This is a genomic window from Phenylobacterium sp., assembly GCF_004299445.1.
Lineage (GTDB): Bacteria > Pseudomonadota > Alphaproteobacteria > Caulobacterales > Caulobacteraceae > Phenylobacterium.
Map to the genome: position 1 here is coordinate 26,895 of NZ_SCTC01000074.1, position 15,036 is coordinate 41,930.

The window sequence follows — 15,036 nt, forward strand, 5'->3', positions numbered from 1 at the left end:
GGGCGGCTAGCTCAGCTGGTTAGAGCACCTCGTTTACACCGAGGGGGTCGGCGGTTCGAACCCGTCGCCGCCCACCATCGTCAAGCCGCAGGCGCCTCGCGTCCCGCCCCGATCGCAGCCGGGCTCAGCAGCGGCGAGAAGAACCGGCCCACGATCAGGAACACCACCGCCGCGCCTGCCGCGATCGCCGTGTGCATCAGCCAGAACCGGCTCGCGCCCAGGTCGTCAAGAAGCGTGCCCAGGATGCCGACCGTCTGATTCCCGGCGAACAGGTGCAGGTAGTAGATGCCGATGATCGTCGAGGTGATCGCCGCCGGCGCGGCGCGCGCATAGAGCGCCAGCGACACCGGCAGCATGTTGGCGAACGCGATGCTGTTGAGGACGTGGAACAGCACACACCACCAGATGCTGACCTGGGTCCCGTTCGCCTCGGCGATCATCGATCCCACGGCGAGCGACGCCACGCCTGTGACCGACACGAAGGCGCCGATGGTCAGCTTGCCGATCTCGTCCGGCTCCTTGAAGCGGGTGGCCCAGAGCCGCCAGAAGACCACCATGATGGCGAGAAAACTGACCGAGACGATGCTGTCGAGGCTGATCAGCCAGGTCGTGGGCACCTTGTCGCCCATGAGGGTCAGATCGACGCTGGTGTCGGCCCAAACCAAGTAGGCGTTGAAGATCTGCTGGTTGCACAGCACCGAAGCGGTCAGCACGGGGATCAGCAGGACCAGCAGAGCCACCACGCGCCAGTCGTGGGCCGTGAGCTTGGGACGCTCCACGCGGTCGGCGCGGCGCACGATCGGCTCGGGCGGCAGGTGGCGGCGGCCCCAGAGGTAGATCACCAGGGCCAGAAGCATGCCGATGCCGGCCGCGCCGAAGCCATAGTGCCACCCCACCTTCTCGCCCAGGGTGCCGGCCACCAGCGGAGCCGCGATCACGCCCGCGTTGATGGCCAGATAGAAGATCTGGAAGGCGTCCGCCCGCCGGAGGTCCTTTTCGGCGTACAGCGAACCCACCTGGCCCGCGATGTTTCCCTTGAAGCAACCGGTGCCGAGAACCAGGCACAGGAGCGCCAGCAGGAACGTCTGGTCGAAAGCCATCAGGAAGTGGCCGGCGGCCATCAGCAGGGCGCCCAGGACGATCGTGCGCGTCTTGCCCAGCAGCCGGTCAGCCAGGAGACCGCCCAGGATCGGGGTAAGATAGACGAGGCTGGTGTACATGCCGAAGATCGTCGAAGCGACGTCCTGGGTCGAGGGGCCGGGCCGGTAGATGAGCTGGATGACGGCCCTGAAGCCCTCGAAGGCCCAGATCTGATCGACGTGCGGGGCCAGCAGCAGCGATTTGGTCATGTAGAGGACCAGCAGGCCCTGCATGCCGTAGTAGGAGAACCGCTCCCAGGCCTCGGTGAAAGCCAGGTAGCCCAGAGCCTTCGGGTGGCCAAAGAAAGCCCTGTCCCCGTCCCTCACCGTCGTGGGCGCCATAAGATTCTCCAAACCCCGCCGAACCTTAGAAGGAAATGCCGGGCTTTAGGAAGGCTGCCGCCAGCACCCATGCCCCGAGGATCAGGAAGATGAGGGCAGCCCCGACGCGGACGTAGCGCAGCGGCACGATCCGGGTGGCGGCCTCGCCCAGCAGCACCGCCGGGACGTTGGCGATCATCATGCCCAGCGTGGTGCCGGCCGCCACCACCGCGATATCCTGGAAACGCGCGGCCAGCAGGGTCGTGGCGATCTGGGTCTTGTCGCCGATCTCCACCAGGAAGAACGCGACGGCCGTGGTCAGGAAGACACCGCCCGCCGCCCGGTTTGCGGCGCCCTCGTCATCCTTGTCGGGAACCAGCGCCCATAGGGCCATGGCGATGAAGCCCGCGCCCACCAGAATCTGGAACGTCGGGCCGCTCAGCCAGCGGGCGACCACGAAGCCCAGGGCGGCCGCGCCGGTGTGGTTCAGGATGGTGGCGACGAGGATGCCCAGGATGATCGGGACAGGCCGCCGAAACTTCGCGGCCAGGACCATGGCGAGCAGCTGGGTCTTGTCGCCAATCTCGGCGACAGCGACGAGCCCGGTTGAGACGAGGAAGGCTTCCAAGGCGGATACTCCGGGACGCGGCGTTCGACACGACGACGCAAGACCCCCGCCGCGCCCGTAGGCTATGGAGGCTGCATCGCCGGTCTCGCCAATCCAGGCCCGAAGGCCTGCCGCACGCGCCATGGTCCCGAAGGGCCAAGTTTGTTGACGCGGGCTCCGCTGTCGCGCGGACGGCTACTCCCCGAAGAGGCGGCTCTCCTAACCTGCCAGCGTGCGGCCGTCCAAACGAAAAGAGCGGCCGCGACGAGCGGCCGCCCCTTCTTTCTGTCGATACGCCCTAGCTGTTCAGCGTGCTCTTCAGCGCGTCGCCTACGCGGAATCGGCAGGTCTGCGTGGCTGGACGCTTCACCTTCTCGCCGGTGCGAGGGTTGCGCGCGACACCCGCAGCCCGCTTGACGGGCACAAAGCTCCCGAAGCCGACGAGACGAACCTCATCACCCGCCTTGAGCGAAGTGGAGACGGAGGCGATGAAGGCGTCCAGCGCCTCCTTGGCCTGCGCCCGGTTGAGACCCGCCTTGTCGGCTATCGCCGAGACAAGTTCGGCCTTCGTCATGGTGTGTTTTCTCCCAGCCCAATTCTATCTTTGGCGTGGAAGGTCTTGGGCCGCGCCCCCTACGCCTTGTTCGAATTCACGCATGACAAAGCGGAACCGTCAAACGGCAGCGGCGCGGGAATCCCTCCCGCGCCGCGCGTTGTCACAGAATTTGATCCCCGGCGGCTTTGAGCTACCGGGGATACCCGCCTTTCGAACTAGTGAATCCCGATCGCGTCGGACCCGTCCGAATCATCCACCGCCACGGCCACCGGCACGGGTTCGGTCCACTCGATCGCCACCGGCTGGCGGACGAGCGCCTTGGCGAGCACTTCGTCCATGGTGTTGACCGGGATGATCTCCATCGCGGACTTCACGTTCTCGGGGATGTCGGCCAAATCCTTTTCGTTCTCTTCCGGGATCAGCACCGTCTTCACGCCTGACCGCAGGGCCGCCAGCAGCTTCTCCTTCAGGCCGCCGATGGCCGTCACCCGACCCCGCAGAGTGACTTCGCCGGTCATGGCGATGTCGGCGCGAATCGGAATTCCCGTCAGCACCGAGACGATCGCCGTGGCCATGGCCGCGCCGGCGGACGGACCATCCTTGGGCGTGGCGCCGTCGGGCACGTGGATGTGCACGTCGGTCCGCTCGAACGAAGGCGGCTCGATCCCGAACTTGGTCGCACGGCTGCGCACATAGCTGTTCGCCGCCGCGATCGACTCCTTCATCACGTCCTTCAGGTTGCCCGTGATGGACATGCGGCCCTTGCCGGGCATCTTCACGGCTTCGATCGTCAGGATGTCGCCGCCGAAGTCGGTGTAGGCCAGGCCGGTGATGATGCCGACCGCGTCCTCCTTGTCCGTCTCGCCATAGCGGTACTTCTTGACGCCCGCGTACTTCTCGAGCCGCTCGCCGTCGACCGTGATCGAAAGCAGCTTCTCACGGCCCAGGTCACGGACCGTCTTGCGCGCCAGATTGCCCAGCTCGCGCTCGAGGTTCCGCACGCCCGCTTCACGCGTGTAGTAGCGGATCAGCTCACGGATCGATTCCTCGGGCACCGAGAACTCTTCCGGCTTCAGGCCGTGGTCCTTGGTGAGCTTCGGCAGGATGTGCCGCTTGGCGATCTCGACCTTCTCGTCCTCGGTGTAGCCGGGGATGCGGATGATCTCCATGCGGTCCAGCAGCGGCTGGGGCATGTTGAGCGAGTTGGCCGTGGTGACAAACATCACCGGCGACAGGTCGTAGTCGACTTCCAGATAGTGGTCGCCGAACGTCGAGTTCTGCGCGGGGTCCAGCACCTCGAGCAGCGCCGACGACGGATCGCCCCGCCAGTCGCTGCCCATCTTGTCGATCTCGTCCAGCAGGAAGAAGGCGTTGGTGGTCTTCGCCTTCTTCATCGACTGGATGACCTTGCCCGGCATCGAGCCGATGTAGGTGCGGCGGTGGCCACGGATCTCGGCCTCGTCGCGCACCCCGCCCAGCGAGACCCGAACGAATTCGCGGCTGGTGGCCTTCGCGATCGACTTGCCGAGCGAGGTCTTGCCAACGCCGGGCGGGCCCACGAGGCACAGGATCGGGCCCTTCAGGCTGCCGACGCGGCTCTGCACCGCGAGGTACTCCAGGATCCGCTCCTTCACCTTGTCGAGGCCGTAGTGGTCCTCGTTGAGGATGTCCTCAGCCTTCTGCAGATCGATGGGCTTCTGCTTGGCCTTGCCCCACGGGATCGACAGCAGCCAGTCGAGGTAGTTCCGAACGACCGTGCTCTCGGCCGACATCGGGCTCATGTTGCGCAGCTTCTTCAGCTCCGCCTCGGCCTTGGTGCGGGCTTCCTTCGAGAGCTTGGTCTTCTTGATGCGCTTCTCGAGCTCGATCAGCTCGTCGCGATGGTCGTCCTGCTCGCCCAGCTCGCGCTGGATCGCCTTCATCTGCTCGTTCAGATAGTACTCGCGCTGGGTCTTCTCCATCTGCCGCTTCACGCGGTTGCGGATCTTCTTCTCGGTCTGCATGACCGAGATCTCGCCCTCCATCAGGGCGTAGACCTTCTCCAGACGCTTCACGACGTTGAAGACCTCGAGCAGTTGCTGCTTCTCGGCGATCTTGACGCTCAGGTGGCCGGCGATGCGGTCGGCCAGTTCCGACGGGTTGTCGATCTGCGGGATCGCAGCCAGCGCCTCGGGCGGGACCTTCTTGTTCAGCTTCACATAGTTTTCGAATTGCTCGATGACGGCGCGGCTCAGGGCCTCGGCCTCAGGCGAACCCGCGCCGTCCTCCTGAACCATGGCGATTTCGGCTTCGTACCACTCGCCCTGGCCGGTGAACTTCGTGATGCCGGCGCGCGCCTTGCCCTCGACCAGCACCTTCACGGTGCCGTCGGGCAGCTTCAGCAGCTGCAGGATCGTGGCGACCACGCCCACGTCATAGATGGCGTTCGGCGACGGATCGTCGTCGTCCTTGTCCTTCTGAGTGGCCAGAAGGATCTGCTTGCCTTCCGCCCGCATGGCCTCTTCGAGCGCCCTGACGGATTTCTCCCGGCCCACGAAGAGCGGCACCGGCTGATGTGGGAAGACCACGATGTCCCGCAACGGCAGGATCGGCAGGATCTTGATCTCAGACATATTGCTCTAACTCCTGGCGGGCCCCTTTTGTGGCAGCTCGCCCTGCCGGATCGCGGTCACTCAAACGATGCGCTTGAGTCGGACGACCCGTCCGCCGATGCCCGGCGGCTTGCTCGATGATTTATGTGGACGGTTTCCAAGGCCTTTCAAGGATCACGCAAGAGGTGCGCGACACTGCGTCCATTCGCCTCTGATGTTCAGTCGACGGATTTGGACACGGATGGCGAAAGGGCCAGAATCCACTCACGCCGTTGAGATAGGCAATACGCCCGTTGGTCTCAAGGCTGTCGGCGGGGCTGCGCGAGTAGCTTAGCCTCGGCCGCGATCACGTTCGAAGGAGGCTGCCGATGCGCCCGATCCTGACCGTCGCCCTCGCCGCCGCCCTGGCGTCTGGCTGTTCCAAGTCCGAGTCCGCGGCGCCGGTTGCGACCGCGCCCCCGGCGTCGGCCCCGGCTCCGAGTATCGCCGCCGATCCGGCGCGCACGGCCGACGTGGCCAAGGACGCGACCCGGCACGGGCCCGAGCTGGTGGCCTTCGCCGAGGTGAAGCCGGGCCAGCGGGTCTATGACCTCATCCCGGGCGGCGGCTACTTCACCCGCCTGTTCAGCCTGACGGTGGGCCCGACCGGCAAGGTCTTCGCGGTGTGGCCCGACGAATACGACAAGGTCTCCAAGCCGGACTCCGACGTGATGCGGAAGATGGCCGCGACGGCGCCGTTCACCAACGTTGTCGTGATGACCCAGCCGGCCAACGCGTTCAGCGCGCCTGAGCCGCTGGACCTCGTCTTCACGTCGCAGAACTACCACGACTATCCCGACCCCTTCATGGGCAAGGTCGATCCGGCGGTGCTGAACGCGGCGGTGTTCAGGGCCCTGAAGCCCGGCGGCCTCTATGTGATCATCGACCACTCGGGCCGGCCCGGCACGGGCATGAAGGAGACCGACACCCTGCACCGGATCGACGTCGACACGGTCAAGCAACAGGTGACCGCCGCCGGCTTCGTTCTGGAGGATGAGAGCCAGCTCCTGGCCAACCCGGCCGACCCGCGCACGTCCGACGTGTTCGACAAGTCGATCCGCGGCAAGACCGACCAGTTCGTGCTGAAGTTCAGGAAGCCGAAGGCCTAGCCGCGCCGACGCCCTATTCCCACTCGATGGTGCCGGGGGGCTTGCTGGTCACGTCGTAGACGACGCGGTTCACGCCCCTCACCTCGTTGATGATCCGGGTGGCGCAGCGACCCAGGACCTCCCAGGGGAACTCGAAGAAGTCGGCGGTCATGCCGTCTGTCGAGGTGACAGCGCGAAGGGCCAGGACGTCCTCGTAGGTGCGGGCGTCTCCCATGACGCCGACGGTCTTCACCGGCAGCAGCACCGCGAAGGCCTGCCAGATCCTGTCGTAGAGGCCGGCCTTGCGGATCTCGTCGAGGTAGATGGCGTCGGCCTGCTGCAGCACGGCCACTTTCTCGCGGGTGATCTCGCCCGGGATGCGGATGGCGAGGCCCGGGCCGGGGAACGGGTGGCGCCCGACAAAGGCCGGCGGCAGGCCAAGTTCGACACCCAGGGCGCGGACCTCGTCCTTGAACAGCTCGCGCAGCGGCTCGACCAGCTTCAGTTTCATGTAGTCGGGCAGGCCGCCCACGTTGTGGTGGCTCTTGATGACGGCCGAGGGCCCGCCGGTGGGCGACACGCTCTCGATAACATCGGGATAGAGCGTGCCCTGGGCCAGGAACGCGGCGCCTTCGATCTTGGCGCTCTCCTTGTCGAACACCTCGATGAAGAGCCGGCCGATGGTCTTTCGCTTGGTCTCGGGATCCGTGACGCCCGCCAGCTCCCCCAGGAAAAGATCACTTGCATCAACGTGTACGAGCGGAATGTTATAGTGATCTCGGAACATGGTGACGACCTGGGTCGCCTCGTCCTTGCGCAGGAGGCCGGTGTCGACGAACACGCAGGTCAGCTGCTCGCCGATGGCCTCGTGAATCAGGACGGCGGCCACAGAGCTGTCGACTCCACCTGAGAGGCCGCAGATCACCTTGGCGTCGCCGACCTGGGCGCGGATCTTCTCGACCTGCTCCTGGCGGTAGGAGGCCATGGTCCAGTCGCCCGTCAGCCCGGCGATGCGGTGGGTGAAGTTGCGCAGGATCAGGGCGCCGCGCGGCGTGTGAACCACCTCGGGGTGGAACTGGATGCCATAGAAGCGGCGTCCCTCGTCGGCGATCACGGCATAGGGACTGCCAGGCGAGGTCGCGACCACATCGAAGCCCTGCGGGATCGCCGTGATCTTGTCGCCATGGCTCATCCAGACCGTTTCGGTGTGGCCCAGGGCGCCCAGCCCCTCGAGCAACGGCGACTCCCGCTCGATGCTGATCTCGGCGCGGCCGAACTCGCGGTCGTGGCCGCCCTCCACCGCCCCGCCCAGCTGAGCGCACATGGTCATCTCGCCGTAGCAGATGCCCAGGACCGGCACGCCGAGCTCGAACACCTTCTGGGGCGCCGCGGGACTGTGCGCCTCGTGAACGCTGGCCGGGCCGCCCGACAGGATGATCGCCTTGGGCCCGAAAGCCTCCAGCATGCCCTCAACCTTGTCGTAGGGGTGAATCTCGCAATAGACGCCCGCCTCGCGCAGCCGCCGCGCGATGAGCTGAGTCACCTGGCTGCCGAAGTCGACGATCAGGACCTTTTCGTGGGCGGGCGGGCTCAAGTGCGTTTCTCCAGGACCGCGACGTAGAAGCCGTCGGTATTCGAGGTTCGGGGGGTCAGCCGCAGGTCGCCCGCGGCGGTCACGAAGGGTTCGAGTTCGGGCGCCCAGGCGGCCGGACGGCGCGCAAAGGCCGTGTTGCGGACCAGAAAGGCCTCGACGCGGTCCTCGTCTTCCTCGGGCAGCACGGAGCAGGTCACGTAGACCATACGTCCCCCGGCCTTGGTGAACGTCGCCCCGTCGTCGAGCACCTGATCCTGGTCCTTCTGCCGCTTGGCCAGCGTGTCAGGAGTCAGCCGCCACTTGGTGTCGGGGTGACGGCGCCAGGAGCCGGTTCCGGAACATGGCGCGTCGATGAACACGACGTCCATCTTGCCCAAGAGGTCCTTCAGCGGCTCGGGATTGAGCGGCGTGCGGACCTGCAGATTACGAACGCCGGCGCGATCGCCGCGACGGATCGTGTCGGTCAGGCGGCGCGCGTCGCTGTCGTAGGCATAGATCTGGCCGGTGTTGTTCATGGCGGCCGCCAGCGCCAGCGTCTTGCCGCCGCCGCCGGCGCAAAGGTCGAGCACCTGCTTGCCCTTCACGTCGCCCGCCGCCGCCGCGGCCACCTGGGAACCCAGGTCCTGGACCTCGAACCAGCCCTTCGAGAACTGTGGGATGGCCTCGATGGCGGCGCCCCGATCCGCGGCGGCCGGCGCCGCGACGCGCAGTGCGTTGGGCATGAGGCCCGGCGGCAGGGCGTCGAACGTCTTCAACGCGTTCAGCGCTCGGGCCGGATCGGTCTTGATCGTGTTGACCCGAAGGTCCACCGGCGCGCGCTCCGCCAGGGCAGCGCCCTCCTCCGCCCGGTTCTCGCCAAAGGCGCGGGTGAAGGCCGGCTCGAGCCAGTCGGCATAGTCGCCACGAACCGCCGGCGGCGCGTCAGCAAGGTCACGCGGCGCGGCCAGAGCGGCGCGTTCGGCTTCGGTGAGCGGTCCGTGGCCATGCACCTCGTCGCCCGCGGCTTCGGCCAGCCGGTCGAGCGGCCAACCCCAATGCAGATGCAACGTGGCCAGGACGGCGGCGCGCAGGCTGTCGTCGCCCATCTGCCAGCCCAGCGAACGCCGACGGCGCAGGACGTCGAGCACCAGTCCCGAGATGAACGCGCGGTCCTTCGAACCCGCATAGCGGGCGCCTTCACCCCAGGTCTTCATGGCGAGGCGGACGGGCTTATGCCGCGTCTCGATCTCGGTCAGAACCTCAATGGCCGCCGTCAGACGTCCGCCGTCGCGCATCAACTCACCTGAAGAGGGCCACGAGCACCATCACGAGCCCCGCCATCGCCGCGAGCCAGACCAGCGTGCGGATGGTCGGGATTCCCGAGGCGTAGAGCGGCGCATAGAGGGCGCGGGCGGCGACATAGAGGCCGGAGCCCCAGACGGTCAGATCGGTCCCGAGCTTGCCCGCGAAGGCGCAGGCCAGGACCGCGACGGCGAAGAAGGGGAACGTCTCGGCGAAGTTCCAGAAGGCGCGTTCGAGCCGCGCCGCCACGCCGCCCAACGGCATGGGCGTGTCGCGCGGGCCGGCGGCCCACTTCAGGTCGCCCTGATGCGCGCGCGCCGCCGCGGCGGCCCACAGCAGCTGGACCAGCCCGACGACGATCGCCGCGCCGAGGAGCTTCAGCTCCACAGCCATCTCACCCACCATTCCAGCCTCCCACGTTCGCCCGGGCGTGAACCCTAGACAGCGCTCGGATAGTTCGGCGCTTCCCGCGTGATCATCACGTCGTGGACGTGGCTCTCTCGCAGGCCCGCGCCGGTGATGCGGATGAAGCGGGCGCGCTCGCGGAACAGCGCCAGGTCGGGCGCGCCGACATAGCCCATGGCCGCGCGCAGGCCGCCCACCATCTGGTGCAGGATCGGCGCGATCGGTCCCTTGTAGGGGACTTGGCCTTCGATGCCCTCAGGCACCAGCTTCAGCGCGTCCTTCACGTCCTTCTGGAAGTAGCGGTCGGCCGAACCTTGGCCCATGGCGCCCACCGAGCCCATGCCGCGGTACGACTTGTAGGACCGGCCCTGGTACAGGAACACCTCGCCCGGCGCCTCGTCGACGCCGGCGAACACCGAACCCATCATGGCCACCGAGGCGCCCATGGCGAGCGCCTTGGCCAGATCGCCCGAATACTTGATGCCGCCGTCGGCGACGATCGGCACATCGCTGTCCTTGGCCGCGCGCACCGCATCGGCGATGGCGGTCAGCTGGGGCACGCCCACGCCGGCGACGATCCGCGTGGTGCAGATGGAGCCCGGCCCGATGCCCACCTTCACCGCATCGGCGCCGGCGTCGATCAGCGCGCGGGCGCCGTCGTAGGTGGCGACGTTGCCGGCGACGATCTGTACGCGGTTGGTCTCGCGCTTCACCCTGGCGACGGCGTCGGCGACCGAGCTGTTGTGGCCGTGAGCCGTGTCGATCACGACGACGTCCACACCCGCGTCCACCAGCGCCATCGAGCGTTCATAACCCGCGTCACCCACCGTCGAGGCGGCGGCGACCAGCAGGCGGCCCTGGGCGTCCTTGGCTGCGAACGGGTGAGCCTGGGACTTCTCCATGTCCTTGACGGTGATCAGGCCAACAGCGCGGTAGTCATCGTCGACGACGATCAGCCGCTCGATCTTGTGGCGCCGAAGCAAGTCGCGCGCCTCGGCCTGGCTGACGCCTTCGCGGACGGTGACCAGACCCTCATGCGTCATCACCGACTTGGCCGGCGTGGCGTCGCTGCCCTCGAAGCGCATGTCGCGGTTGGTGAGGATGCCGCAGAGACGCCCGTTGTGGTCGACCACCGGGAAGCCCGAGATGTGCCGACGCGCCTTGATCTGGCGAACCTCTCCCAGGGTGGTCTCGGGTCCAATAGTCAGCGGATTGATGACCATGCCGCTTTCGTAGCGCTTCACTTCGCGCACCTGGTCGGCCTGCTCGTCGACGGTCAGGTTCCGATGCAGCACGCCGATGCCGCCCGACTGGGCCATGGCGATGGCTAGCCGGCTCTCGGTGACGGTGTCCATGGCCGCGGACACGAGCGGGATATTCAGACTGATTTCGCGCGTGAACCGGGTCGAGACGTCCACCTGCGTGGGCATGACGTCGGACGGGCCGGGCTCGAGCAAAACGTCGTCGAAGGTGAGACCTTCTCGGATCTCCATGCGACTCTCCATTTTGCGATCCGCGTATAGGGGCTCGGCGCCGTGAGGAGCAAGGGGCGTGAAGGGGGCGTTCATGCGATTACCTGCTGCTGGAGGGTTGAGCGGCTTCGGCGGAGGCCGAAGGTCATGGCGAACATGACGAGACAGAGGGCCGATGTGCCGAGCGCCGCGCCGCTCGCAGAGCGCTCCAGCGCCGCGGCGAAGACGGTCGGTCCCAGCACCTGGGCCCAGAGCGCGGGGCGCCCCAGGATCGCGGAGCGGTAGGCGTAGCCCTCAGGTCCCCAGATGGTGAGCGGCAGGACGCCCTTGGCCACGGCCAGCATCCCGTTGCCGGCCCCTTGCCCGATCGCCATCGCTGCGCCGCCCGTGACGCTCCCGGAGCTAAGCAGGACCAGCGCGCCGGTCGGGTGCATCAGCGTGGCCGTTCGCGTGGTGGCGATGGGGTTCAACCTGCGCAGCACCGTGAACTCCAGAAACCGGACCGTGACGGCGGCGATGCCGACCAGGCCGGCGGCGGCGGAAGCCTGTGCGAGGTTCAGGCCGAAGTGCGTGAGCAGCCTGGGCAGATGGGCGCTCATGCAGGTGGAGACGAACCAGGCGCAGGCGAACAGCACCGCCAGCTGGATCATCGGCCGATCCCAGCGGATTTCGGCGTGGGCCGCGTCGTGCCGGGGGCGGCCCTGGGTGCGTGGACACAGCCAGGCGGTGAGCGGCAGGCAGACCAGAACCTGGACGCCCGCCCAGACGAGGCAGGCGCCGCGCCAGCCCAGTTCGCCGGCGAACCACGCGGTGAGCGGCCAGCCCAGGGTCGAGCCCAGGCCGCCGATCAGCGCGACCCCGGTGATCGGTCGCCGCGCCGCCTCTCCGTAGAGCTGGACCAGGATGGCAAAGGGCGTCGGCGAGAGTCCCAACGACTGGCCGAAGCCGATCACCGTCATGGCGACCGCCAAGCCTAGGCCGTCGCGGGCGGACCCGATCATCACAAGGCCCAGCGCCAGCACCGCGTGCGAGAGCAGCAACACAGGCTTGCCGCCCTGCTCGTCGATGCGGCGGGCGACCCGCGGCGCGATCAGCGCCGGGACCACCAGCGACAGCGACACGGTGGCGAAGACGAAGGTGGCCGAGACGCCGAGGTCGCGGCCGATGTCGTCGCCCAGCACGCCCATCAGGTAGAACGAGCAGGCGAACGCCACGATCTGACCCAGGCCCAGGCCCCCGACGACCAAGGCCGGCGGTCGGGTCATTGCGGAGCCTCGAAGACGACGAAATCGCCGTAGGTGGATTTCTCGACGATGGTCCCGGCGGCGAGGTCGGCGTCGATGCGCGCGAAGCCCTCGTCGAGCTCCTCCCCGGTCATGTGCTCGAACACTGAAACAGCGCGCAGCTTCAGGCGCGCCACAAGGGCCGCGATATCGCCCTTGAATGGGATCTCCATCCGCACCGAGGCCAGCGTGCGGAAGCCGGCGCCCTCGAACAGCGCGCGGGTCTCGGCCTCGCTCGCGAACATCGCCACCTCAATGTCATGACTGCGCGGGAAGTAGCTGCGCCACCAGTGGTCGGGGATGCGATCCTTGAAGGTGCTGCGCAGGATCAGGCGGCCGCCGGGCTTCAGGACGCGGAGGATTTCCCGTGCCCCGGCCGGCTTATCCGTCACGTGGTGCCAGGACAGGAACATCAGCACGAAGTCGGCGATGGCGTCGGGCAGCGGGATCGCTTCGGCGCGGCCGGCCCGGTAGCTCACCCGGGGGTGGCGACTGCCTGCCTCGGCGGCGTCGCGCATGCCGTCCGCGGGCTCGACCCCGTAGACGGGGCCGCCGAACGCGCCCGCAAGCGCTGGGGTGAAGCGCCCGGTCCCTGAGCCCAGATCGACACCGACCAGAGGGCGGACGGCCGGCAAGTGGGCCCCGAAGACGTTCATGTAGCGCTGGATGGCATCGGCCGGCAGGGCGCGGCCCTGGGCGTAGCCCTGGTGCTGGACCCGGTTGTAGTCGACCGGAGCGAGGGGCTGAGGGGTCGTGTCGGCTTCCATGACCAGCTTGTGCCGGAATTGCCGTTCGGAGGAAAATGACTTATCCGGCCTATGATGTTCGAAAATCTCACATCTGGATCACTGCCGTCCCTGAACGCACTCCGGGCGTTCGAAGCGATGGCGCGCACCGGTCGGGTCGTACTCGCGGCCGAGGAACTGCATGTGACCCACTCGGCGGTGAGCCGGCAGGTGAAGGCGCTGGAGCGGAGCCTTGGGGTGCGGCTGTTCTCCGGACCCAAGAACCGCCTGGAGCTGACGGCGGCGGGGCGCGAGCTGCTGCCGCAATTGACCGAAGCGTTCGACCAGATCGCCGGCGCCGTGCGTCGCGTCCGCATCGGCGGCGAGGACCTCCATATCGCGGTCAACGCCAGCCTGTCGGTGAAGTGGCTGATCCCCCGACTCGCGGGATTCCAGGCCGCCCACCCCGAGATCCGGCTGCACCTGTCGGAGCTGTCGGCCCATGCCACCTCGCACCGGGGCGCCCAGGCGGTGGTTCGGATCGTGCCGTTGAGCCGGACCAGCGACCCCCACTGCACAGCCTTCATCCGTAACGCCCTGGGGGCCGTGATGTCCCCTGACATGGCCGAGCGCTGCGGGAATGACCCATTGCGCGCCCCTCGGCTCGCGGCCGCGACGCATCCTGAAGCCTGGCCGATCTTCGCCGAGCATGCGGGCATCGAGTTGCCGCCCGCCAACGAGCGGCCCTTCCCGCACGTGCATTTCGCCATGGACGCGGCGCTGGCTGGACTGGGCGCGGCGGTGGTGTCCTGGCCGCTCTGCGTGCACGAGGTGCAACAGGGTCAGCTGGTTGCGCCGCTTGGCTTCGTCACCTCGGGCAGCGCCTTCGCCATCCTGACCGCGCCAGGCGCCGAGAGCCGGGCGCTGGACCGCTTCCGCGCCTGGCTGGTGGCCGAGGGCGCGAAGACGCCGCCGCCGCCGGCCGCGATCAGAGGCTAGGCCGAGATTGCGCGGCGCCTCGGAAGTTGCGACGGATGGCGCCTGAGCGACGGAGGACCGCGAATGGAGACCTGGGATGGCCGAGGCCTTGTCTCGGCAGACTGGCTGCAGGCGCACCTCAACGACAGTGACCTGCGTCTCTTCGACGTCACCGTTCACCTGAGGCCGGCGACGCCCGGGCCGTATCGGATCGAGAGCGGGCGCGCCGACTACGAGACGGCGCATATTCCGGGCGCGGCCTTCCTGGATCTGGCGGCCGAGCTTTCCGATACGTCGTCGGCGCTCAACTTCACCCACCTGCCGGCTGACCGTCTCGCGGTCGCGCTGGGCCAGGCCGGGATCGGGGGGGACCATCGCGTCGTCGCCTACAGCAGCACTACGCCGATGTGGGCGACGCGGTTCTGGTGGATGCTGCGGGCGGCCGGGTTCGAAAACGTCGCGATCCTCGACGGGGGCTTGCCGGCCTGGATGGCGGCCGGGCGGCCGGTCGAGGCCGAAATCCGAAAGTATGCGCCCACCGCGGCCCCCGGCCTGGCAGATCGGCCTGGCGCGTGGGCCGACAGGTCCGATGTGCTGGCCGCCATCGGCGACGGCGGGGTGTGCACGATCAACGCCTTGGCGGCGAGCGTTCACAGCGGCGAGTCGTCCACCAACTATGGCCGCAAGGGCCACATCAAGGGCAGCGTGAACGTGCCCTACGCGGGCCTCGTGGATGCGCAGGGCTGCTACGTGAGCGACGCCAGGCTACGGGAACTGTTCGACGGCGTGGGCGCGCTGCAGAAAGCGCGGGTGATCTGTTACTGCGGCGGCGGGATCTCGGCCACGATGGATGCGCTGGCGCTCACCCGGCTAGGTCATCCGTCGGTGGCGGTCTATGACGGGTCGATGTCGGAGTGGACCCGCGACCCCGACCTGCCGATGGAGACCGGCGCCTAA

13 protein-coding genes and 1 tRNA gene are annotated in these 15,036 nt (G+C 67.7%); 4 read left to right on the top strand and 10 right to left on the bottom strand.

The window, feature by feature from the left end; translation table 11 throughout:
- Positions 1 to 77, top strand: a tRNA-Val gene (locus EPN98_RS20360).
- 3 nt (positions 78 to 80) lie between these two features.
- Here the strand turns inward: EPN98_RS20360 and EPN98_RS20365 are convergent.
- The 4 genes from EPN98_RS20365 to lon form a co-directional block, all read right to left on the bottom strand.
- Positions 81 to 1,481: a peptide MFS transporter gene (locus EPN98_RS20365; RefSeq protein WP_293364764.1), complete on the bottom strand. Its 1,401-nt coding sequence runs from the start codon at positions 1,479 to 1,481 to the stop codon at positions 81 to 83.
- 25 nt (positions 1,482 to 1,506) lie between these two features.
- Positions 1,507 to 2,088, bottom strand: coding sequence for a TMEM165/GDT1 family protein (locus EPN98_RS20370; RefSeq protein WP_293364765.1), 582 nt, complete (start codon positions 2,086 to 2,088; stop codon positions 1,507 to 1,509).
- 277 nt (positions 2,089 to 2,365) lie between these two features.
- Complete coding sequence (locus EPN98_RS20375; RefSeq protein WP_293364766.1) at positions 2,366 to 2,641, bottom strand: HU family DNA-binding protein; 276 nt, start codon at positions 2,639 to 2,641, stop codon at positions 2,366 to 2,368.
- A gap of 197 nt (positions 2,642 to 2,838) precedes the next feature.
- Positions 2,839 to 5,235, bottom strand: a complete 2,397-nt coding sequence (gene lon / locus EPN98_RS20380; protein ID WP_293364767.1) for an endopeptidase La — start codon at positions 5,233 to 5,235, stop codon at positions 2,839 to 2,841.
- Positions 5,236 to 5,582: 347 nt separating this feature from the next.
- Between lon and EPN98_RS20385 the strand changes: the two genes are divergently transcribed.
- Complete coding sequence (locus tag EPN98_RS20385) at positions 5,583 to 6,362, top strand: methyltransferase (protein WP_293364768.1); 780 nt, start codon at positions 5,583 to 5,585, stop codon at positions 6,360 to 6,362.
- 13 nt (positions 6,363 to 6,375) lie between these two features.
- Here EPN98_RS20385 and guaA read toward each other — a convergent pair whose 3' ends face one another.
- The 6 genes from guaA to EPN98_RS20415 form a co-directional block, all read right to left on the bottom strand.
- Positions 6,376 to 7,935, bottom strand: coding sequence for a glutamine-hydrolyzing GMP synthase (gene guaA / locus EPN98_RS20390; RefSeq protein ID WP_293364769.1), 1,560 nt, complete (start codon positions 7,933 to 7,935; stop codon positions 6,376 to 6,378).
- Positions 7,932 to 9,209: an RsmB/NOP family class I SAM-dependent RNA methyltransferase gene (locus EPN98_RS20395; protein ID WP_293364770.1), complete on the bottom strand. Its 1,278-nt coding sequence runs from the start codon at positions 9,207 to 9,209 to the stop codon at positions 7,932 to 7,934. The genes guaA and EPN98_RS20395 overlap by 4 nt, the downstream gene beginning before the upstream one ends.
- Before the next feature lie 4 nt (positions 9,210 to 9,213).
- Positions 9,214 to 9,621 carry an MAPEG family protein gene (locus EPN98_RS20400; RefSeq protein ID WP_293364771.1) on the bottom strand — a complete coding sequence of 136 codons (408 nt, stop codon included), beginning with the start codon at positions 9,619 to 9,621 and terminating at the stop codon, positions 9,214 to 9,216.
- A 32-nt stretch (positions 9,622 to 9,653) separates the two neighbouring features.
- A complete protein-coding gene (guaB, locus tag EPN98_RS20405; protein ID WP_293364772.1) occupies positions 9,654 to 11,114 on the bottom strand; it encodes an IMP dehydrogenase in 1,461 nt (486 codons plus the stop codon).
- Positions 11,115 to 11,185: 71 nt separating this feature from the next.
- Positions 11,186 to 12,358 carry an MFS transporter gene (locus EPN98_RS20410; RefSeq protein ID WP_293364773.1) on the bottom strand — a complete coding sequence of 391 codons (1,173 nt, stop codon included), beginning with the start codon at positions 12,356 to 12,358 and terminating at the stop codon, positions 11,186 to 11,188.
- Complete coding sequence (locus tag EPN98_RS20415) at positions 12,355 to 13,143, bottom strand: class I SAM-dependent methyltransferase (protein ID WP_293364774.1); 789 nt, start codon at positions 13,141 to 13,143, stop codon at positions 12,355 to 12,357. Before EPN98_RS20415 ends, EPN98_RS20410 begins: the two co-directional genes overlap by 4 nt.
- 54 nt (positions 13,144 to 13,197) lie before the next feature.
- On the opposite strand from EPN98_RS20415, the gene EPN98_RS20420 reads away from it, so the two are divergent.
- Together EPN98_RS20420 and EPN98_RS20425 are read left to right on the top strand one after the other, a co-directional pair.
- Entirely contained in the window at positions 13,198 to 14,100 is a 903-nt protein-coding gene (locus tag EPN98_RS20420) for a LysR family transcriptional regulator (RefSeq protein ID WP_293364804.1), read from the top strand.
- A 63-nt stretch (positions 14,101 to 14,163) separates the two neighbouring features.
- Positions 14,164 to 15,036, top strand: a complete 873-nt coding sequence (locus tag EPN98_RS20425) for a sulfurtransferase (RefSeq protein ID WP_293364775.1) — start codon at positions 14,164 to 14,166, stop codon at positions 15,034 to 15,036.

Coding starts and splice junctions, on each gene's coding strand:
- EPN98_RS20365 (WP_293364764.1), bottom strand. CDS start 1,481: ATGGCGCCCACGACGGTGAGGGACGGGGACAGGGCTTTCTTTGGCCAC.
- EPN98_RS20375 (WP_293364766.1), bottom strand. CDS start 2,641: ATGACGAAGGCCGAACTTGTCTCGGCGATAGCCGACAAGGCGGGTCTC.
- lon (WP_293364767.1), bottom strand. CDS start 5,235: ATGTCTGAGATCAAGATCCTGCCGATCCTGCCGTTGCGGGACATCGTG.
- EPN98_RS20385 (WP_293364768.1), top strand. CDS start 5,583: ATGCGCCCGATCCTGACCGTCGCCCTCGCCGCCGCCCTGGCGTCTGGC.
- EPN98_RS20395 (WP_293364770.1), bottom strand. CDS start 9,209: ATGCGCGACGGCGGACGTCTGACGGCGGCCATTGAGGTTCTGACCGAG.
- EPN98_RS20400 (WP_293364771.1), bottom strand. CDS start 9,621: ATGGTGGGTGAGATGGCTGTGGAGCTGAAGCTCCTCGGCGCGGCGATC.
- guaB (WP_293364772.1), bottom strand. CDS start 11,114: ATGGAGATCCGAGAAGGTCTCACCTTCGACGACGTTTTGCTCGAGCCC.
- EPN98_RS20410 (WP_293364773.1), bottom strand. CDS start 12,358: ATGACCCGACCGCCGGCCTTGGTCGTCGGGGGCCTGGGCCTGGGTCAG.
- EPN98_RS20415 (WP_293364774.1), bottom strand. CDS start 13,143: ATGGAAGCCGACACGACCCCTCAGCCCCTCGCTCCGGTCGACTACAAC.
- EPN98_RS20420 (WP_293364804.1), top strand. CDS start 13,198: ATGTTCGAAAATCTCACATCTGGATCACTGCCGTCCCTGAACGCACTC.
- EPN98_RS20425 (WP_293364775.1), top strand. CDS start 14,164: ATGGAGACCTGGGATGGCCGAGGCCTTGTCTCGGCAGACTGGCTGCAG.